Source organism: Thalassobellus sediminis, assembly GCF_044386045.1.
GTDB classification, from domain to species: domain Bacteria; phylum Bacteroidota; class Bacteroidia; order Flavobacteriales; family Flavobacteriaceae; genus Thalassobellus; species Thalassobellus sediminis.
In genome coordinates this window covers 2,047,803-2,067,113 of sequence record NZ_JBISCD010000040.1, presented here as the reverse complement: position 1 = coordinate 2,067,113, position 19,311 = coordinate 2,047,803, and the positions used below count along the sequence as shown (strand labels likewise).

Here is a 19,311-nt window from a genome sequence, read left to right as displayed (position 1 = left end):
ATTTCCTACATTTGGGTATCATAAACCATTGGAAACTGTTTTGGAATATCTTCCAATGATTCGCCTAAATTTTGCCTTAAATCAATTTCAATTCCACGAGCCATTGTTGAAATTGGAACATCATTAGCCAAACCTTCAAATGGATTTTCTCCTGTTCTCCCAATTCTTTCCATGGTATGAAAAACCCAAGCTACAATAACATAAAAAGGAACTGCAAGCCAAATGAAAAAGCTACCTATTGTAGCATGTGCAACACTAATTTCTTTGCCAATTTCTGCAAATTGCGGAACAATAGCTAATGGTAATAACAAGACAAAAACCCACATAAAATAATGATTTAAAGTAGCATATTGTCGCGGATATGGAAAATTCTTAATCCGTTCTGACTTCCCTTGTAACGTAAACATTTCTTGCAAAACACCTTCTAATTCCAAAAATGAAAATTCCCAAACAATACCTTTTTCTTTTAAATTTTGAAGATGATGAGATTGTAAATAAAGCATTGCTGTTTGCTTATTATTTTTACTCATTACGTATTTTAAATCTTCATCTGAAAGATATGGTTTAAGATCTTCGTTAACACTTGAATGCCATTCAGGTGGACTTACTACCTTATTCCATTCTTTATTAGATCTTTCATGGATAACGGTTTCCCAAGGTTTAGAAACTCGCATGGCATGACGTAAAGCAGTCATCCAAGCAATGTGTCTGTAAGTAAGTGTTTTTATTTCTTGTTGCAATGCTTCATTTGAAACTTTTTCAGTTGTATATTCATTATTTACCATATCTTGAACATACATCCCAAAAGTTCTTGATGTATTTACAATACCACCCCAAATTTTTCTTGCTTCCCAAATTCTTCCGTAAGCAGAGTTATTTTGAAACCCTATTACAAAAGCAACTGCCGTACCAATTAACGCTAAAGGTGTCCATGGAATTTTTAGCCATTCTAAATTAAAAAAAGAATATAGCCCTACAAATACTGTAACAATAAGAATAAATAAAAGAGTCTCAAAACGAGTCCATTTTATCATATCCTTTAACTTAAAAACCTTCTTTGTATACATATTATATTTTTTATGCTAGCTAAGTTAGTCTTTAATTTTATAATTTCAAGAGCCATTACTTCTTTCTATCATCAAACTTATTAAGAATACTTACTTTTACATTTTTAAATATTATTTCCTTGAATAAAGCCGAACTAAAAGAATTTCTTGACACCAAAGTTATTCAATACAACAATCCAAAGTTTATTGAAAGTGATCCTATTCAAATTCCACATCAATTTAATTTAAAAGAAGATATTGAAATTTCAGGGTTTTTAACTGCAACCATTTCTTGGGGAAACCGTAAAAGCATAATTAATAATGCCAAACGCTTGATGGTACTTTTGGACGATTCGCCGTATGATTTTGTGATGAATCATGAAGAAACCGATTTAGAAAAACTACAACCTTTTGTACACAGAACTTTTAATGGCGATGATTGTATTCAGTTTATTAAATCGTTACAGCACATTTACAAAAACCATGATGGCTTAGAAAATTTATTTGCGAAGCATGTTGAAAAAGGCTCCATGCAAGATGCTATATCTACATTTAAACAAATATTTTTTGAAATAGACCATTTACAAAGAACACAGAAACATGTGAGTGATCCTTTAAAAAATTCGGCAGCAAAACGTATTAACATGTTTTTACGTTGGATGGTTAGAAATGATAATACAGGTGTAGACTTTGGCATTTGGAATAGCCTATCGCCTTCTCTATTATCTTGTCCCTTAGATGTGCATTCTGGTAATGTGGCTAGAAAACTAGGGCTTTTAAAACGAAAACAAAATGATGGTAAAGCTTTAGCAGAGTTAGACACTTCATTAAGAAAACTAGACGCTAAAGATCCAGTAAAATATGATTTTGCTTTGTTTGGCTTGGGTGTTTTTGAAGGGTTTTAACATCAAGCCTCTTATTTAGTTAATCTAACTGCGTTAGCGATTATTCATTGATTGCTATTTTAAATTAAGGAAATCATGAATGCTTCGCATTTGATGCGGCATCCTTTTTTAAACTGAAAGACTGCAAATTTAATAAACACTAAAAATTAACAGATAGTCTTGTCCTTGCTTCTCGCCACGAGGTTTTAAAAAAGATATAGCGGAAAGCGGGACCCTTTTTGGGTAACGCTATAAAAAAAACGATTGACAAACTCAAAGTTCATCAATCGTTAATCTATAATTATAATTCTTAAATCTGTTACCCTTTTAACCAAGCGTCACGCAATGCCTTTTGAGCATCGGTAGCATCCGCTTTTGCCATCAATCCTTCTCCTGTTGTATAAGCTTGAGTAGTCGTGGTTTTTATAACAATTTCTTCTCCTGCTCTATCAAGCTTCACTTCTACATCCATTCCTGGTTTCCACATAAAAACACCTTGCAATACTTGATTTGCATTTTGCAAAGTAAGCGCTGTCCCACCTATAGATTTTATAACATCATTTGGTTGCGCACCTTGTTCTGCCCAAAAACTATTTTCTAAAACTTGATCGGTAAAAAAGATAGTGCCTTTTTGTGGATCTCCACTAACAATAGGGACACCACCCATTAAAATATAATTAGTTTCTACTTTGCCTTCTCCTATTTCTAATCCAACTTTTTCGAAAAACTCATTATAATTAATTGGAATATCTCCAACAACATGTGTTGTTAAAAACTCTCCTATAGAAGGATAAGTCATAGCTGTAATTTCATCTATAAGTTTATCATCTTCAAAAGGTTTATTCTTTCCGTATTTATTTGATAATTCTTTCATTAAAGATAAAATCCCTCTATGTCCATTGCTTTCTTCACGCATTAAAATATCTATACACATACCAATTAATGCACCTTTTTGATACACATTTAAGTACTGATCTTTATATGGAGCTTTTAAAACATTTTCACTCATAATAGTAAAACTCATAGCATCATTTAACTGCTTAGACCTTTGAATTTTACTCATTACTTTGTTATAAAAATCACTTTTATCAACTAAGTCTTGATTTACTTGAAAAAGCGTAGCAAAATACTCGGTTACACCTTCATACATCCATAAATGTTTTGAGAATGTAGGGTTGTTATAATCGAAATAATGTACATCTTCAGAATGCACACTTAAAGGTGTTACAATATGAAAAAACTCGTGAGACACCACATCTGTCATGCTTTTTGCTAAAGCTTCTGCTGGCATTGCTTCAGGTAAAACAACAACTGTAGATTTGTGATGTTCTAAAGCTCCAAATCCTTTTGCTGAATCTTCTTTTCCATCTGATAAATAAAGGAAAATATCATATCTAGGTGTACTATTAATATCTCCTAAAAAAACTTTTTGAGCCTTCATCATTTTAAAAATAGTAGGTTTTATTGATGCCGCTGTATGCACCTTATTTGGCGAATACACACTTAAAACAATCTTAATATCACCTACCTGAAACTCTTCAACATCTAATTCGCCATAAAACATTGGGTTATCTGTGATATCAAAATATCTAGTGGCTAAATAAGTACTTGTTGTATATTTTCCATCTTCGCTAGTTTTAGTGCCAATGCTTTGTAGAGCAGAGGTACGAACAAAATTGCTTGAAGCTGTTACATCTAATTTATATTGATTGTTTTTTAAAGAATCAAAATACCCAACAAAACCATGTAGATTTAATACATAATTATCAGGTTCAATATTTGTACCACCTGGAGAAAAAGGTTCTTCTTGACCTATACCACCAACAACTTCAATATCAAAAGTATCATTAACCAAATAGGTGATTTTGTCTATTTTTTTTGCATCAGCAATAGTCCAAGTATTTGTGTCTACTTTAGTCACTGGAATTTCATTACCCTCGTAATCATAAGCCTTAAAAGCTTCAATATATTTACCGAAATTACTAACAGAATAAGTTCCTTGTATTATTCTTGGTATACGGTAAGTTACGGTTTCTTGTGTAAAACGTCCAGGGTTTATAGTTACTGGTGCTTTATCGTCTTGAATTTGAGACAAATTAATAGAAGCTTCTATTGGCAAGCTAGTTGCTAAATCGTTAGAAGTACGCTTTGTAGGATTACAACTTGCTATTAAAATACCAGCAAATAATGTTGCTAATGTTTTTGAATTCATTTAGATATGTTTTGATTTTATAAATTGACGTGCAAAATACCATTATGTTACACCCTTTATTCTTAAGGTTTTGTTAAATTCGCAACATGCAGGAAAATTTAGTGAGCATCTTAATCCCCTTTAAAAATACTGAAGCTTTTATAGCGGATTGCATCTACTCTATACTAAAACAAACCTATACTAATTGGGAGCTTTTAATAGTTGATGATGGCTCTACAGATACAAGCTTTAATATTGTTAAGAATTACGCTGAAAAAGACAATAGAATCAAACTATTTAAAAATTCTGGCAATGGCATTATTGATGCATTAAAACTGGCATTTTCAAAAAGTACGGGCGAATTTATTACGAGAATGGATAGCGATGATATTATGCTTCCAAACAAGTTAGAAATTTTAGTCGCTAATTTATTAAAACACGGGAAACAGCACGTTGCTGTTGGTTTAGTAAATTATTTTTCTGAAGCAGGGATTAAAGATGGTTATAAAAGTTATGAGGTTTGGTTGAACCAATTAACTAAAACAGGTACTAATTATTCTGAAATTTATAAAGAATGTGTCATTCCATCGCCTTGTTGGATGGTTTACAAAAGCGATTTAATTGCTTGTGATGCTTTTAATCCAGATAGATATCCTGAAGATTACGATTTAGCCTTTAGGTTTTATAAGCATAATTACAAATGTATTCCTTGTGATATTGTTTTACATGACTGGCGCGATTACAACACTAGAACTTCTAGAACACATAAACATTATGCCGAAAATCATTTTATAGATTTAAAGCTACATTATTTTTTAGAACTCGATTATAACCAGAATAAAACATTAATAGTTTGGGGCGCAGGTAATAAAGGCAAAACAATTGCTAAAAAACTAATTGAAAAACAAGTACCTTTTCAATGGATTTGCGATAACCCAAATAAAATAGGACGCGATATTTACGGCAACATTTTACAGCCTTTTAGTGCTTTAGAAACGATTGAGAATCCGCAAAGCATTATTACAGTTGCTAATAAAACAGCACAAATTGAAATTAAAGATTATATGAAAAAATTGAAAATGCAATCTATTGAAGATTATATTTTCTTTTGTTAATCTCCCTAAAAATGATGCAAAACATACTAACAGACATAAATGTCATAAAAATGTCGCAAATAAACCGTTATCGAAAAGAAGAATTCATAAATAGTTTTGACAAAAATTAAACATAATTAATTATGAATGACCTTGGAAATAAAATTAAAGAAGTAAGAAAAAGGAAAGGGTTCTCTCAAGAAGAATTAGCTGAAGAAGCGAAGGTGAACTTAAGAACTATACAACGTATAGAAAACAATGAGAATGAACCTAGAGGAAAAACACTAAATTTAATTTGTGAAGTTTTAGACTTAAATGCTGAAGATCTTTTAGATTATGGAAAACAAACAGATAAAAACTATTTAATTTACTTACATTTATCTGTACTATCAGGTCTAGTTATTCCAATGGGAAATATTATTCTTCCGTTTATTTTATGGATAACTAAAAAAGATAAAATAATTGGTCTAAAAGATGTTGGCGCTAATCTTTTAAATTTTCAAATTGTTTGGACATTTTTTGCTTCTGCTGTATTAATAATTGGTGCATTTCTAAAAATCACACATTTAGAAATAGGCCCTTTCAATTCTTTTACTTTTCCAATATACTTTTGGGTTATTCTTTATGTTATAAACATTATTTTACCAATAATATTTGTTATAAGAATCAGAAACGGGAAAATAAAAGGCTTTTATCCTAACATCATCAAACTAATAAAATAATCGTTTTAAAAGAATAATCAACTTTGAAAAATCTACTGATTTTATTTCAATATTTCTGAAATATGAAAAAAATTATGTAGGTTTGACTAATCTAAAAAGAAATGCAGTTTAAACACCCAGAACTTCTTTACGCTCTATTTTTACTGCTCATCCCCATTATTGTTCATTTATTTCAATTACGAAAGTTTCAAAAAGTACCTTTTACCAATGTCGCTTTTTTAAAAGAAGCTACATTACAAACCCGTAAAAGTTCGCAAATAAAAAAATGGCTTATTCTTTTAACTAGGCTATTACTACTCGCTGTAATTATTATAGCATTTGCACAACCTTTTACATCTAAGGCCAATACATTTAAAACTAAAAAAGAAACGGTTATTTATTTAGACAATTCTTTTAGCATGCAAGCAAAAGGTAGTCAAGGTGAATTATTAAAAAGAGCCGTACAAGATATTATAAGCAATGTTCCAGAAACCGAAAACATATCAATAATTACAAATGATAAAGTTTATAAAAACACGACTATTAATGCCATAAAGAACGAGTTATTACAGCTTAGCTACTCACCTAATAGCTTAACAACACAAGCTGCTTTATTAAAAAGTAATACCTTTTTTAATAAACAAGGAAACAGTTTAAAAAACTTAATATTTATTTCTGATTTTCAAGAAAATGGAAAACCACTCACTATTGAAAAAGACTCATTAACCAATATTCATTTTGTAAAATTACAATCTGTAAACACGCATAATATTTCAGTTGATAGTATTTTTGTTTCTGAAAAAACGGCTACTTCTATTAACTTAAAAGTTATTTTAAAAAATAATGGCTCTACAGTTGAAAACTTACCGGTCTCACTCTTTAGTAATGATACTTTAATTGCTAAAACTTCGGTATCTATTAATAAGGAAGCTAATACTACTTTTTCTATTCCTGCAAACAAAGTGATTAATGGAAAAATAACCATTGATGACACCAACTTACAATTTGATAACACCTTGTATTTTAATATCAATAATAGCTCTAAAATAAATGTGTTAGCAATAAATGCGACAGACGATTCCTTTTTAAAACGCATTTACACTAATGATGAATTTAATTATACTTCAACAACAGAAAATCAATTAAACTATAATCTATTAGAGTCTCAAAATCTTATTATTTTAAATGAATTAAGTAGTATTCCAAATGCATTAATTCCTGCTATAAAATCATTTACTAATCAAGATGGAACGCTTGTTATAATTCCTTCAAAAGACATAACAAATACTTCATACAACTCACTATTAGTAAATTATCAAGCTTCTTTTAACAAGCTAATTAAAACCGAAAAACGCATTACAACTATTAATTATTCACATCCTTTATATAGTAATGGTGTTTTTGAAAAACAAGTGAGTAATTTTCAATATCCAAAAGTAAACAGCTTCTTTAGTACCAAGTTGAAGCATGCTTCAAGCATCTTAAAATATGAGGATGGAAACCCTTTTTTATTTCAAAATAGTCATGCTTTCATTTTTACTTCAGCTTTAAATAAGGACAATTCAAATTTTAAAAATTCCCCTTTAATTGTTCCTACCTTATATAATATTGGAAAACAAAGTTTTAAAATTCCTGAATTATATTATACTATTGGCAAAAACAACAGCTTTGATGTAAGTACACAACTAAAACAAGATGCTGTTTTATCGCTTACAAGTAATGACGCTAACATAATACCAGAACAGCGCTATTTTAATAATAAAGTTGTTATAAAAACTTCTGAATCGCCTAATTTGGCTAACATTTATGCTGTAAAAAACAACGATGTAACTATTAAAAACGTAAGCTATAATTACAGTAGAAATGAAAGTTATTTGGTTTACAAAGACCTAACAAATCTTAAACACATTACACTTAGCGATTCTATTACAAAAACATTCGATACTATAAAAAGTGATACAAAAATTAATGCGCTATGGAAATGGTTTGTTATTTTTGCATTAGCGTTATTAATTATTGAAATGCTCATCTTAAAATATTTTAAATGAACATACTTATAAAGTCTGCCACAATTATAGATTCTAAAAGCGAGTTTCACAATACAACTCAAGATTTATTAATTGAAAATGGCGTGATTACTAAGATTGCCAGCACCATTAAAAACCCAAACAATTATCAAGAAATAACATTAGAAAACCTCCATATATCTCAAGGTTGGTTTGATAGTAGTGTTTGTTTTGGAGAGCCTGGTTTTGAAGAACGTGACACTATAAAAAATGGACTAAAAACAGCTGCAGCTTCAGGTTTTACAACTGTTGCTATGAATGCGAATACCAATCCGGTAATAGATTCTAATTCAGATATTACTTTTGTAAATGCTAAAGCCAGTAATAATGCAGTAACCTTGCTACCCATTGGAGCACTTACAGTAGGCAGTAAAGGCATTGATTTAGCAGAACTTTACGATATGAATACTGCTGGTGCCGTAGCGTTTTCAGATTACCAAAAACCTATTAGCAACCCAAACCTTATGAAAATTGCTTTGCAATATGCTAGTAATTTTGATGGCTTAGTTTATTCATTTCCTCAGGAAAACAAAATAGCTGGTCATGGGGTTATGAACGAACATATAACCAGTACAAAACTTGGGTTAAAAGGAAATCCAGCACTTGCTGAAGAACTTCAAATTGCACGCGATTTATTTCTGTTAGAATACACCGGTGGAAAATTACATATTCCAACTATTTCTACAGTAAAATCGGTTGAACTAATAAGAGAAGCCAAAAAGAAAAAATTAAATGTGAGTTGCAGTGTAGCTATTCATAATTTATATTTCTCAGATGATGTATTAAGTGATTTTAATACGCATTTTAAAGTGCTACCGCCTTTACGTACCAAAACAGACGTAGACGCTTTAATTGAAGCTGTGAAAGACGGAACCATTGACATGGTTACAAGCGATCACAATCCTATAGATATAGAACACAAAAAAATAGAATTTGACCATGCCGCTTATGGTACTATTGGTTTAGAAAGTGCTTTTGGTGCGCTTAATTCTATATTTACCATCAAGAAAACTATAGAACTTCTAAGTAAAGGAAAAACAAGATTTGGTATAGAAAGCACACCTATAAACATAGGAAATAAGGCAAACATAAGTCTATTTAATCCTGATACTAAATATACGTTTTCAAAAAATAACATTGTTTCTAAATCTAAAAATGCCATTTTTGAAGGTGAAACTTTAAAAGGACATGTTTACGGTATTATTGCAAACAATAAAATAGTTTTAAATTAAAAATAATGACAAATCCAGATATTGAAAGAGGACGCCAAAATGCCATTATTAGCTATATAACTATTATAGGCGTTATTATTGCTTTTTATTTGAATAAAGAAGAGCATAAAAAAAGTAATTTTGCTAGTTTTCATATTAGACAATCATTAGGATTGTGGCTTACTTTTTGGGCTTTAGGATATTTTATTGGAATCTTTGATAGTTGGTTAGTTAGTTCTAGTTTTTATCTATTCTTCGCAGTACTGTTCTTTTACGGATTTACGGGTGCTCTAGGAAGAAAAAAACAAGAAGTTCCTTTAGTTGGAGCATTCTATCAAAAAATTTTCGCAAACCTGGGCAACTAAAACATGGTAAACACATCACTATCACTACAACATGTTATTCGTAAATCTTCATTAACCGAAAATGCACCATTATTAATATTACTGCATGGTTATGGAAGCGATGAAAACGATTTATTTTCGTTTGCTAACGAGTTACCCGAAGAACTTTTCATTATCTCTGTAAAAGCACCTTATACATTACAACCATACGGAAATGCTTGGTATGCTATTAATTTTGATGCAGATAAAGGCAAATGGAGCGATAACGAACAAGCAATAGAATCTCGCGATTTAATTTCTAAATTTATTGATGAAGCTATTGCAACCTATCCTGTTAACAAAGAAAGTGTTTCTCTTTTAGGTTTTAGCCAAGGGAGTATTTTAAGTTATGCTGTAGCTTTAACATATCCTAAAAAAATTAAAAACATTGTCGCTTTAAGTGGTTATATAAATCAAGATTTATTCCCTGATGATATAAACCAAAAAGACTATTCGAATTTAGATTTTTATTGTTCACATGGTAGTGTAGACCAAGTAATCCCTGTACAATGGGCTCAACAAACACCTCCATTTTTAAAGGGTTTAAACATTGCTCATAAGTATTCTGAATTTCCTGTAGGACACGGTGTGGCACCACAAAACTTTTACGAGCTTAAAGATTGGTTGAGTAAACGTATATAATAGCAACTTTTATTTTTTCACAACCTATAACCTACTTTTACTTGACTTTGTAAGAAAAATTAGCTAACTTCGTTTAACGTATGATATAAAACATAAAAACGATTTCATATCATACGTTAGCTACAACCAAAAAAAATGAAGACTCTAGTTGCTCAACTCGGGCATTTTAGTTCTAAACCTCTTTCAAAATTTTCAGATGTGTCACGTTTGTATCTTTAAAATTGTCATATACTTAGACACCTAAACTTTAGACATGAAAAATTATCACGATATCCTGTTTCCGTATTCCTACAACATCCTAGGTTCGTCCGAAGATGCAAAAGATACTATACAAGATGTTTTGATAAAATATCTTTCAATAGAAAAGAAGCACATAGAAAATGAAATCGGTTACTTGATTAAATCGACCATTAATCAGTCAATTAACGTAAAGAATAAGAAAAAGACAGTTTCAATGGATAATGTATGGCTTCCCGAACCAGTATCCACAGAGAATCCAGATTCTTCAATTGAACTAGCGGAAATACTATCGTATTCTATGTTGGTTCTTCTTGAGAAACTTTCTGCAAAGGAACGTGCAGTGTTCATTCTGAAAGAAGCGTATAGCTATTCTCATAAAGAAATTGTAAACATTATCGGAGGAACAATTGAGAATTCACGAAAACTACTCAGTCGGGCAAAGAATAAAGTAGGAGGCAGTGAAACAATGGTAGCTCTCCCAAGAGATACGTCAAAATTAGAATTTTACCTTGATGCGATGCAAAATGCTGATATGCCTGCTTTGGAAGAATTGTTGAATAGGGACATAATATTAGCTGCAGATGGTGGGGAAAGTGTCAAGGTAGTTCGAGAACTTACAACTGGCATCCGAAAAACATCGAAGCTATTGCTATATGTCTACAAGGCGTTTTTGACAGGCTTGGATGTTAGAATCACTCAGATAAATCATCAGCCAGCAATTTTGTTTTTTAGAAATGATATACTGCAGAATTGCCAAGTTTTTGAAACCGAGAATGCAAAGATAAAAACCATTTATTCAATCGTCGACCCGAACAAATTAAAGTCAATTTTTCACTAAAACCTGTCACGCTTTTCTATTCTGATTTGTCATTCTATTAAACACAAAGCACTAATAGATGAGAAAATTATTAAGGATAGATGCAAGCGTGAGAGTTAAAGGATCTCACTCTAGAAACTTGGCTGACTTCTTCGAGGAAGCGTGGCGAAAAGCTAACCCAAATGGCGAGGTGTTGAAAAGAGATTTAGCACTAGTTCCAATACCACATTTACGCAATGAGACTGTTGAAGCATTTTATGTTCCAGAACCTGATCAAAATGAACAGAACAAACAAGCAATCGAACTTTCGGATGATCTGATCGAAGAGTTAAAGTCTGTTGATGACGTACTGGTAAGCAGCCCCCTGTACAACCTAAGTATTCCCTCAACCCTAAAAGCGTATTTGGATCATATTATTCGATCTGGACATACGTTTAGCGTGAATGAAGATGGAAGCTATAAGGGCCTCCTTGAAAACACCAATGCATACGTGATTACAACCAAAGGAGAAGTGTACACCGGCACGCCAATGGAAGCTTTAGACTTTCAAGAGCCTTATCTGAAGACGATTTTTGGTTTTATCAATTTGAATCTCAAAGGGGTATTCGCACTTGAAGGAACCGCGCATCAGGATCTTTTAAAGAAGAACGTAATGTTTCAGCAAAAAATGATTCTAAACGAACTATCAAAAAACTAAATTATGGGAGTAAATTACTTTAATGATGAATTAGAAGATGAAGCCTTCATCATTGGACCAAACGAAGGAGAAAAACTTGAGTTGAGTACAATTTCCATCACATTTAAAGTGACAAGTGAAATGTCCAACGATCAACTTGGAGTGTACGAAATAGAATTACCACCGATGGCTATCGGAGCGAAATTGCATTATCACCGATTCATGGATGAGACCTTTGTAGTAAATGAAGGAGAGCTAACAATGCAAGTCGGGACAGAAGAGTTTAAGGCGAAGCCTGGAACGGTAGCTTATGTTCCTAGGTTTACTCCTCACGGATTTAGAAATGATACAGATAAAGCTGTCAAACTCACTTTGATTTTCAATCCATCGCAAAAAAGAGAAGGCTTCTTCAGAGGTTTATACGAAACGCTGAATGAAGTTCCGATTGATCCTGAGAAGTACTTGAAATTGTATAATAAGTATGATAGTTTTCCTGTCGACACTTCTAATATGATTCCTATCAGAGAGTGATGGTCTTCAAACGTGATTGAAAGAGCATGACTTCAAGTTACACATTTTCCAGTTACTGCATTTACAATAGAAATACAAAACTCCATTAACGCAACTATGTTGCATTAGTAGAGTTTTGACTATTTTTAAAAACAAGAATATCGCATGGAAAGAAGAAAGTTTATTAAGTCATCAGCTGGCTCACTCCTACTAGTGTCTTTGCCAACTGTAAACTTTAACATATTCAAGATTATGAACAAAAGAGAAACGAAAAAGACCGAAGTTGTCATTGTGGGAGCTGGTCCAGCAGGTTTGTCAGCTGCACTGTTTTTAGCGAGAGCAAATAGACAAGTAATCATTTTTGACTGGGGTAAGAAGAGAATGCCCGAAAAAGCACAAATTCACGAGTATCTAGGCTTCGATGGAATGAAACCCAGAGAATACTTCGCCAAAATGAGAAAGGAAGTAGAAAAGTATGGAGCTCTATTCGTTGAGGAGAAAGTAGAAACAATCAGAAAGAAGGAAGACTGTACTTTTAGTATTTTCTCCGATAGCCTTGAATTAAATTCAAAAGCTCTGGTTCTTGCAACAGGGGCTGCTGATGTCCTTCCGGAAATACCAGGGCTAATGGAAGGTTGGGGAACGGATATTCATGTATGTCCATGCTTCACTGGATACGAACTGAGTGGAAAGAAACTCGCTTTGTTTGGAATTCAACCGAGATTGGCTCACTTGGGCACTTTCTTGACTTCTTGGTCAGATGATGTCACAGTTATCGCAGAACAGCAGTTCTCTGAGGAGGAGATGGATATACTCAACAAGGCAAACGTGAAGGTTCATGTGGATAAGATCAAGGAATTGGTTAGATCCAGCGGAGAATTAAGCTATATATCCACAAATTCAGGAGAAAAAATTGAAACTGACGGGGTCTTCATTGCAACTCCAATTAAGGCTAACTCCGACTTGACGAACAATCTTTGTGAAGTCGATGAAAATGGATTTGCCGTGACCGATGAATTCTGTCAATCAAGTACGAAAGGTTTGTGGGTGATTGGAAACGCACAAGATCCAAAAGGACACATGTCTCATGCCTCTACCGACGGCACTCAGGTTGGACCATTTGTGGCAAATTATCTAGTGCATTTGAATCTTGAAGAAAACGAATAAGTGCTTTGGAATCATTAAAGTGAGCCCCTTAATAGGGGCTTGTACTAGTATTTTTTTCAAGACTACATTAACAACAAAAACAAATTAATTCACATATAATTATAGAAATAACAAGTTACAAAACTGCAGAGAGCGTAACTCAAGAAAAACTTCTATTGACCTCGGATAAATTTGATATGGACTTTTGTTTAAAATGTAAAGGTTTGGTAAACAGAAAGATGCTCAAAACAAAGAATGACTATATGGACATTTTCCTTTGGAAAACCAAGGAAGATTTGGAGCGTGTTCAAAAGGTATTTTTGAAATATAAAGATGCGGATAAATTCACAAAACTGATTGACCCAACAAGCCTTACCATATCAAACTATGAAGTTCTGAATATTTTACATTTTGATCATTAATTTAACGGTTTTACATTAACTATATGAACTTAAATTGTCTACCCTTTTTTAGATTATGAAATAAGATTAATGCGAATAGTCGTCTAATTAAGAGTTAGAGTCTCTAATTTAAGAAATTAAGGCAGTAGCTAACAATGTGTATAAGTAATAGCGGTTTAAGTGATTACACGAAAGTATAAACATAAAGAAAGGTCAGTGCAAAAACGAAAGGTTTGTGAGAATCAACCCGCTACTACTCATACACTAAAGCGTTAAACGAAACAACCTAAATTTTTAAATTAATTTATAGGCATAAAAAATCCAGCAAAAGCTGGATTTTTTTTGTCTTTAAATACTAAGATTATTAGTTAACTACCAATCTAAAACCTTCACCATGTATATTAAGTATTTCTACTTTTTCGTCTAATTTTAAGTACTTACGTAATTTAGCAATATAAACATCCATACTACGAGAGGTGAAGTAATTATCGTCTCTCCATATTTTAGTTAAAGCCAATTCTCGTGGCATTAAATCGTTTTCATGCAACGCTAATAAACGTAATAATTCATTTTCTTTTGGCGACAATTTAACAGGATCTCCTCCATCAAATTTTAAGAAACGTAATTTAGAATTTAAATCGAAACGTCCAATTTTAAATTCAAACTGTTTACTATCAGATATTGTTTCTGTTGCCTTACGCTGTATAATAGCTTTTATTTTCATTAATAGTACTTCACTATCAAATGGCTTATTTAAATAATCGTCTGCACCAACTTTATAGCCTTTTAAAACATCTTCTTTCATGGTTTTGGCTGTTAAAAACACAATAGGCACATCGGTATTTTTTTCACGGATTTCCTTAGCCAATGTAAACCCATCTTTATAAGGCATCATAACATCAAGAATACATAAATCGAAATCGTCTTTTTTAAACTTTTCAAATCCTTCCATCCCATTTTTGGCATGAACAACGTCATAATCATTCATCATTAAATAATCTTTAAGAACCGTTCCGAAGTTAGGATCGTCTTCAACTAATAAAATTTTCTTGTTTTGTGCTTCCATAGTTATGTTATTATTGGAAGTTTAATTGTAAATGTACTTCCGTTATCTTTTTCACTCTCTGCAGACACATGACCTTGATGATCGTCTACAATTCTTTTCACATACGCAAGACCCAGACCGTGCCCTTTTACGTTGTGTATATTTCCGGTATGTTCTCTATAAAATTTTTCGAACACACGTTTTAACGCGGCTTTACTCATGCCGCTACCATAATCTTTTATTTTTAATATAACATTGTTTCCAATATTTTCGGTATAAACTTCTATTTTTGGTGCCTCTGGAGAATACTTTATTGCATTATCCAAAATATTGACTATAACATTAGTAAAATGCGTTTCATTTGCTAGAATAGATGATTTCTCTGCGTCTAAAAATGTTTTTATATAGCCTTGTCTATCTTCTACTATAAGCTCTACATGTGTAATGGCATCAATAACTAAGTCATGAAGCTCAACTCTATCCTTACTAATATTTAATTCGTTCTTTTCTAATTTAGAGATTCTCAAAACGTTTTCAACTTGAGCGTGCATACGTTTATTCTCCTCTTTTATCATGTTAAGGTAACGCAAAACTTTGTCTTTATCACCAATAATCTTAGGATTTTTAATTGAATCTAAAGCCAAATTTATAGTAGCTATTGGTGTTTTAAATTCATGCGTCATGTTATTTATAAAATCTGTTTTTATTTCAGATATTTTTCGTTGCTTAATTAATTGATACAATGAACTCGTATAAGCTATAATTATTATTAATGTAAAAACGATTGATAGCAAAATCATTCTTATTACAGATGATAAAATAAATCTGCTATCCCCAGGAAAATTAACTAAAAGCTTATATGGTGTTTGATTGTTTTCATCATAAAAAATGGGTGTACTAAAAGTTGATTCTACATCATTTTCAAAATTTTCACTTTGCACTTTTGTTGCTAAGTCGTTACTATAAATAGCAAATTCATAAGGGATGTCTATGTTATTCTCTTTTAACTTCTTTGATAGCAAAGCTTTTATTTCATCTTCAGAAATTCTTCTATAAATTAGTTCTGATTTCAAAATTTGTTTAAAGCTTTTCTTTAAATATCTTGCCTGTTCTTCTAATAATGGACCACTATTAATAATTCTCGATATTGCACTCTGCTTAAAATCTTTGTCTTCGAAATCTGGATTCTTGAATTTTTCAAACTTAGAATTACCTGTGAATTTTTTAATATTTAATGTATCAGTATCAAATCCTGCTTCTAATATTGAAGATGATAATTTAAAGTTTTCTTCAAAAATACTTTGAGAATAAATAACAGTTTCATTAGTATTCTTATTTCTCTGATAAATAAATAATTGAGAAACCGCAGTTGAATCTTCTTTTTCTTCAGGATCTAAACTCTGGTAACCTTCTAAATATCTGTCTAACTCATCATCCTCTAACTTATTAGAAACATAACTTAACGTTTTTTTGACATTATCTTTAAAGCGTTCTTTTTGGTTTACTACAGAATCTCCAATATAATAAGCTTGAATTGATATTATCCCTATAAGAGATAAACTCATTAATACTACTAATAGGAAAAAAATTCTTTTGCTCATTGCTCAAAATTAACATTTTAACATTTAGCCTACTTACGTTTTAACCTTACATTAACAGAAATGTTAAAATTGGTTATTTATTACAAACTTTTAAGAATCTTATTGTGCACTTTAATCACTTGTTCTTTAGTGCTATCAAGGGAGATATTTTCAATAACAAAATGAGAACGTTTTATCTTTTCTTCATCTGTCAATTGATTATTCATAATGGCTTCAATTTTAGCTTCAGTAGTGTTATCACGCTTTAGTAAACGCTTAATTCTTAAATCTATTGGAGCTGTAACCGTTATTACAAAATCGCATTGTTTATAACCTTCATTTTCAAAAAGAATAGCCACTTCTTTTATAACATATGGTGCTTCTTGCTTTGCTACCCATTTTTGAAAATGTTTTGCTACTCTAGGATGAATAATGGCATTCATTTTTTGCAAATAGGTCTTATCATTAAAAATAATATTAGCTATAAAAAGTTTGTTTAGCGCATCATTAATATAAGCATCGACACCAAACAACTGCATGAGTTTTCTTTTAATTATTTTAGACCTTCCCATGAGTTTTTTAGCCTGTTCATCGGCTATATAAACAGGAATCCCTAGTTGCTCAAACTCTTTAGCCACTGTAGTTTTTCCACTTCCTATACCTCCTGTTAATCCTACTATAATCATTCTGTTATTATAAATTCAATGTGTTTTTGGTTAATTTTTACGTTTTTAATAAGCCTTGGTTTCTTAACTAACTCTGGGATTAATACAGACTGACTGTTTGACAATTTATTATAATCGCACACAACCTTAAAACTGGTAGTATTAATAGCATTAAAATTACTTAAACTTACCGAATAAGAGACGTTTACTTCTTTTGGGAAAAACTTCAAATTCATATTAGCAGGAACATTTATAACATTCACGGGTATTTTTAATGTGCCTTCTGTAAACTTTTCTACTGAAGCCTTTAACACAATATTGGTAGCAGTAAACTTTAACTCTTTATTGTTATTTGGTAATTTTAATGGAATAGTTTCTAATAAATTTGTTCTAATATCTGACAGATAAATAGAATCTGTTTCAATCTTGCTTATTTTAGCCACTATAACTTTTGGACCAATAATTTGAACAGAATCTGGATCTATCACATAAGCTTCTGAAACATTATAACCTGGTGTAAACTCAATGTTTGCATTAAGCTTTACAGGAACTTTTTTTATCAAATTAACATCATAACGAAACATTAAAGTATCGGGAGACATATTTAATATTTCTACATTTTTATCAAACTGTGTGTTGTTTAAAAATGCCTTTGATTTACTCCAAATAAAAACTGAATCTTTTTTATAAACATCTTTACTAAAATCAACTTCTATTTTAGGCTTAGAAAAATAATAATCTAACCATTTAAAACCGTGTGTTTTTAATGTAATTGCGAGAACATTATTAGAGTCATTTAGTATAACATTTTCTTGAGGCACATTTACCTCGTTTATTTTAAAAACAATAGTATTGGCATAATCTTTTGAAAGTTTAGTAAATATTAAAATAACAAACGACGACAATAAAAACAAAATGAATACATTAATTCGTTTATTCTTTATTGAAGCGAGTATGTCTGATTTAATTTTTTTTATCATTTCAATTTAAAAAACAAATTTGGAAAATAATTTTCGGGGTCTTTATTTAATATTGAAATAGCAAAAGTAGATTTTATAAACCCGTAGCCATACCCTATAAACTGAACCCAAATAGCTATTAAAGCAAAAAACGAAACTATAATGCTTTTGGTAGTTAGTAATGCTACAACAAAAGCTAATAAAAAATAGAATGCATAGCCTAATAACAACCATTTGAAATTAAGAAAAAATAATAGAATTGCCGCTATAAAACCTAAAGTAAAAAGCGAAGGAAACCAATATGTTAATTTTTTAGTTGTAGGGTGCCATTTGTTTAATATAGGGCGTACCAAACCAAATTTATTGACTTGTTTATAAAAATTACTCCATGAAATGCGTCGTTTATGATATACAAAAGCTTCTGGAATTAACTTTGTTTTATATCCTAAATCCCAAAGTCTTATAGATAAATCGGGATCTTCTCCAGGATGAATACGTCCAAATCCCTTTGAAGATTCAAAGGCTTCTTTAGAAATGCCCATATTAAAACTTCTTGGCTGAAAAGTATCAACACTTTTTTTATTACCACGAATACCGCCTGTGGTAATAAACGATGTCATAGAAAAATTAATAGCTTTTTGAAGATTTGTAAACGATTCGTGAGCTGCATCTGGCCCTCCAAAACAATCTACATAGTTTTGTTTTAAACTCTTTTCTACTTCGCTTAAATAGTTTTCTGGCAGAATACAATCGGAATCTAAAATGATAAAATAATTCCCTTTTGCATTTTGCATTCCAAAGTTTCTAGAATCTCCAGGTCCTGAATTCTCTTTAAAAAAATACGATATATTTAATTTAGATTTAAAGCTATTTACAATAGTTTCTGAAGATACAGAAGACCCATCTTCTACAATAACAATTTCATAATCGGTATTCGTTTTTAACGCTTCAAAACTCTGTAAAAGTTCTTGTGTTTCGTCTGGACGATTATAAACCGGAATAATAAAAGAAAATTGTAATTGCATAACACAAATGTAACAAAAAAGCCACCGTT

18 protein-coding genes are annotated in these 19,311 nt (G+C 31.3%); 11 read left to right on the top strand and 7 right to left on the bottom strand.

The window, feature by feature from the left end:
- Window positions 1-5 precede the first annotated feature (5 nt).
- Complete coding sequence (locus ACH5TW_RS15695) at window positions 6-1,067, bottom strand: bestrophin family protein (protein ID WP_439337448.1); 1,062 nt, start codon at window positions 1,065-1,067, stop codon at window positions 6-8.
- Window positions 1,068-1,186: 119 nt separating this feature from the next.
- Between ACH5TW_RS15695 and ACH5TW_RS15690 the strand changes: the two genes are divergently transcribed.
- Window positions 1,187-1,951, top strand: a complete 765-nt coding sequence (locus ACH5TW_RS15690; RefSeq protein ID WP_439337447.1) for a TIGR02757 family protein — start codon at window positions 1,187-1,189, stop codon at window positions 1,949-1,951.
- A gap of 298 nt (window positions 1,952-2,249) precedes the next feature.
- Here ACH5TW_RS15690 and ACH5TW_RS15685 read toward each other — a convergent pair whose 3' ends face one another.
- Window positions 2,250-4,142 carry a M61 family metallopeptidase gene (locus ACH5TW_RS15685; protein WP_439337446.1) on the bottom strand — a complete coding sequence of 631 codons (1,893 nt, stop codon included), beginning with the start codon at window positions 4,140-4,142 and terminating at the stop codon, window positions 2,250-2,252.
- Between the two features lie 86 nt (window positions 4,143-4,228).
- Between ACH5TW_RS15685 and ACH5TW_RS15680 the strand changes: the two genes are divergently transcribed.
- The 10 genes from ACH5TW_RS15680 to ACH5TW_RS15635 all read left to right on the top strand — a co-directional run bounded on the left by ACH5TW_RS15680 (window position 4,229) and on the right by ACH5TW_RS15635 (window position 13,628).
- Complete coding sequence (locus tag ACH5TW_RS15680; protein ID WP_439337445.1) at window positions 4,229-5,236, top strand: glycosyltransferase family 2 protein; 1,008 nt, start codon at window positions 4,229-4,231, stop codon at window positions 5,234-5,236.
- Window positions 5,237-5,358: 122 nt separating this feature from the next.
- Window positions 5,359-5,937 (top strand): magnetosome magnetite crystal formation protein family, encoded by a 579-nt coding sequence (locus ACH5TW_RS15675; RefSeq protein WP_439337444.1) that lies wholly within the window; start codon window positions 5,359-5,361, stop codon window positions 5,935-5,937.
- A 101-nt stretch (window positions 5,938-6,038) separates the two neighbouring features.
- The gene (locus ACH5TW_RS15670; RefSeq protein WP_439337443.1) at window positions 6,039-7,964 is read left to right on the top strand and encodes a vWA domain-containing protein; all 1,926 of its coding nucleotides are present in this window, start codon (window positions 6,039-6,041) and stop codon (window positions 7,962-7,964) included.
- Entirely contained in the window at window positions 7,961-9,214 is a 1,254-nt protein-coding gene (locus tag ACH5TW_RS15665; protein WP_439337442.1) for a dihydroorotase, read from the top strand. Before ACH5TW_RS15670 ends, ACH5TW_RS15665 begins: the two co-directional genes overlap by 4 nt.
- 5 nt (window positions 9,215-9,219) lie before the next feature.
- Window positions 9,220-9,558 (top strand): hypothetical protein, encoded by a 339-nt coding sequence (locus ACH5TW_RS15660; protein ID WP_439337441.1) that lies wholly within the window; start codon window positions 9,220-9,222, stop codon window positions 9,556-9,558.
- Window positions 9,559-9,561: 3 nt separating this feature from the next.
- Complete coding sequence (locus ACH5TW_RS15655) at window positions 9,562-10,218, top strand: alpha/beta hydrolase (protein ID WP_439337440.1); 657 nt, start codon at window positions 9,562-9,564, stop codon at window positions 10,216-10,218.
- A gap of 253 nt (window positions 10,219-10,471) precedes the next feature.
- Window positions 10,472-11,296, top strand: a complete 825-nt coding sequence (locus tag ACH5TW_RS15650) for a sigma factor-like helix-turn-helix DNA-binding protein (RefSeq protein ID WP_439337439.1) — start codon at window positions 10,472-10,474, stop codon at window positions 11,294-11,296.
- 58 nt (window positions 11,297-11,354) lie between these two features.
- Window positions 11,355-11,972 (top strand): FMN-dependent NADH-azoreductase, encoded by a 618-nt coding sequence (locus ACH5TW_RS15645; protein ID WP_439337438.1) that lies wholly within the window; start codon window positions 11,355-11,357, stop codon window positions 11,970-11,972.
- Window positions 11,973-11,975: 3 nt separating this feature from the next.
- Window positions 11,976-12,482 (top strand): cupin domain-containing protein, encoded by a 507-nt coding sequence (locus tag ACH5TW_RS15640; protein WP_439337437.1) that lies wholly within the window; start codon window positions 11,976-11,978, stop codon window positions 12,480-12,482.
- A gap of 144 nt (window positions 12,483-12,626) precedes the next feature.
- Entirely contained in the window at window positions 12,627-13,628 is a 1,002-nt protein-coding gene (locus ACH5TW_RS15635) for an NAD(P)/FAD-dependent oxidoreductase (RefSeq protein ID WP_439337436.1), read from the top strand.
- Between the two features lie 744 nt (window positions 13,629-14,372).
- Here the strand turns inward: ACH5TW_RS15635 and ACH5TW_RS15630 are convergent.
- The 5 genes from ACH5TW_RS15630 to ACH5TW_RS15610 all read right to left on the bottom strand — a co-directional run bounded on the left by ACH5TW_RS15630 (window position 14,373) and on the right by ACH5TW_RS15610 (window position 19,282).
- On the bottom strand, window positions 14,373-15,074 hold the full coding sequence (locus tag ACH5TW_RS15630) for a response regulator transcription factor (protein WP_439337435.1): 702 nt from the start codon (window positions 15,072-15,074) through the stop codon (window positions 14,373-14,375).
- A 2-nt stretch (window positions 15,075-15,076) separates the two neighbouring features.
- Window positions 15,077-16,654 carry a sensor histidine kinase gene (locus tag ACH5TW_RS15625; protein WP_439337434.1) on the bottom strand — a complete coding sequence of 526 codons (1,578 nt, stop codon included), beginning with the start codon at window positions 16,652-16,654 and terminating at the stop codon, window positions 15,077-15,079.
- Between the two features lie 80 nt (window positions 16,655-16,734).
- A complete protein-coding gene (gene coaE, locus ACH5TW_RS15620; protein WP_439337433.1) occupies window positions 16,735-17,319 on the bottom strand; it encodes a dephospho-CoA kinase in 585 nt (194 codons plus the stop codon).
- Window positions 17,316-18,278, bottom strand: a complete 963-nt coding sequence (locus ACH5TW_RS15615; RefSeq protein ID WP_439337432.1) for a CdaR family protein — start codon at window positions 18,276-18,278, stop codon at window positions 17,316-17,318. Before ACH5TW_RS15615 ends, coaE begins: the two co-directional genes overlap by 4 nt.
- Window positions 18,275-19,282, bottom strand: a complete 1,008-nt coding sequence (locus ACH5TW_RS15610) for a glycosyltransferase family 2 protein (RefSeq protein ID WP_439337431.1) — start codon at window positions 19,280-19,282, stop codon at window positions 18,275-18,277. The genes ACH5TW_RS15615 and ACH5TW_RS15610 overlap by 4 nt, the downstream gene beginning before the upstream one ends.
- Between the last annotated feature and the right edge of the window lie 29 nt (window positions 19,283-19,311).

Excerpts from the sequence above, each read along its gene's own strand:
- ACH5TW_RS15655 (WP_439337440.1), top strand. The coding sequence starts at position 9,562 with ATGGTAAACACATCACTATCACTACAACATGTTATTCGTAAATCTTCA.
- ACH5TW_RS15640 (WP_439337437.1), top strand. The coding sequence starts at position 11,976 with ATGGGAGTAAATTACTTTAATGATGAATTAGAAGATGAAGCCTTCATC.
- ACH5TW_RS15625 (WP_439337434.1), bottom strand. The coding sequence starts at position 16,654 with ATGAGCAAAAGAATTTTTTTCCTATTAGTAGTATTAATGAGTTTATCT.
- coaE (WP_439337433.1), bottom strand. The coding sequence starts at position 17,319 with ATGATTATAGTAGGATTAACAGGAGGTATAGGAAGTGGAAAAACTACA.
- ACH5TW_RS15680 (WP_439337445.1), top strand. The coding sequence starts at position 4,229 with ATGCAGGAAAATTTAGTGAGCATCTTAATCCCCTTTAAAAATACTGAA.
- ACH5TW_RS15670 (WP_439337443.1), top strand. The coding sequence starts at position 6,039 with ATGCAGTTTAAACACCCAGAACTTCTTTACGCTCTATTTTTACTGCTC.
- ACH5TW_RS15630 (WP_439337435.1), bottom strand. The coding sequence starts at position 15,074 with ATGGAAGCACAAAACAAGAAAATTTTATTAGTTGAAGACGATCCTAAC.
- ACH5TW_RS15660 (WP_439337441.1), top strand. The coding sequence starts at position 9,220 with ATGACAAATCCAGATATTGAAAGAGGACGCCAAAATGCCATTATTAGC.
- ACH5TW_RS15635 (WP_439337436.1), top strand. The coding sequence starts at position 12,627 with ATGGAAAGAAGAAAGTTTATTAAGTCATCAGCTGGCTCACTCCTACTA.
- ACH5TW_RS15695 (WP_439337448.1), bottom strand. The coding sequence starts at position 1,067 with ATGTATACAAAGAAGGTTTTTAAGTTAAAGGATATGATAAAATGGACT.
- ACH5TW_RS15650 (WP_439337439.1), top strand. The coding sequence starts at position 10,472 with ATGAAAAATTATCACGATATCCTGTTTCCGTATTCCTACAACATCCTA.
- ACH5TW_RS15665 (WP_439337442.1), top strand. The coding sequence starts at position 7,961 with ATGAACATACTTATAAAGTCTGCCACAATTATAGATTCTAAAAGCGAG.
- ACH5TW_RS15615 (WP_439337432.1), bottom strand. The coding sequence starts at position 18,278 with ATGATAAAAAAAATTAAATCAGACATACTCGCTTCAATAAAGAATAAA.
- ACH5TW_RS15645 (WP_439337438.1), top strand. The coding sequence starts at position 11,355 with ATGAGAAAATTATTAAGGATAGATGCAAGCGTGAGAGTTAAAGGATCT.
- ACH5TW_RS15685 (WP_439337446.1), bottom strand. The coding sequence starts at position 4,142 with ATGAATTCAAAAACATTAGCAACATTATTTGCTGGTATTTTAATAGCA.
- ACH5TW_RS15610 (WP_439337431.1), bottom strand. The coding sequence starts at position 19,282 with ATGCAATTACAATTTTCTTTTATTATTCCGGTTTATAATCGTCCAGAC.
- ACH5TW_RS15675 (WP_439337444.1), top strand. The coding sequence starts at position 5,359 with ATGAATGACCTTGGAAATAAAATTAAAGAAGTAAGAAAAAGGAAAGGG.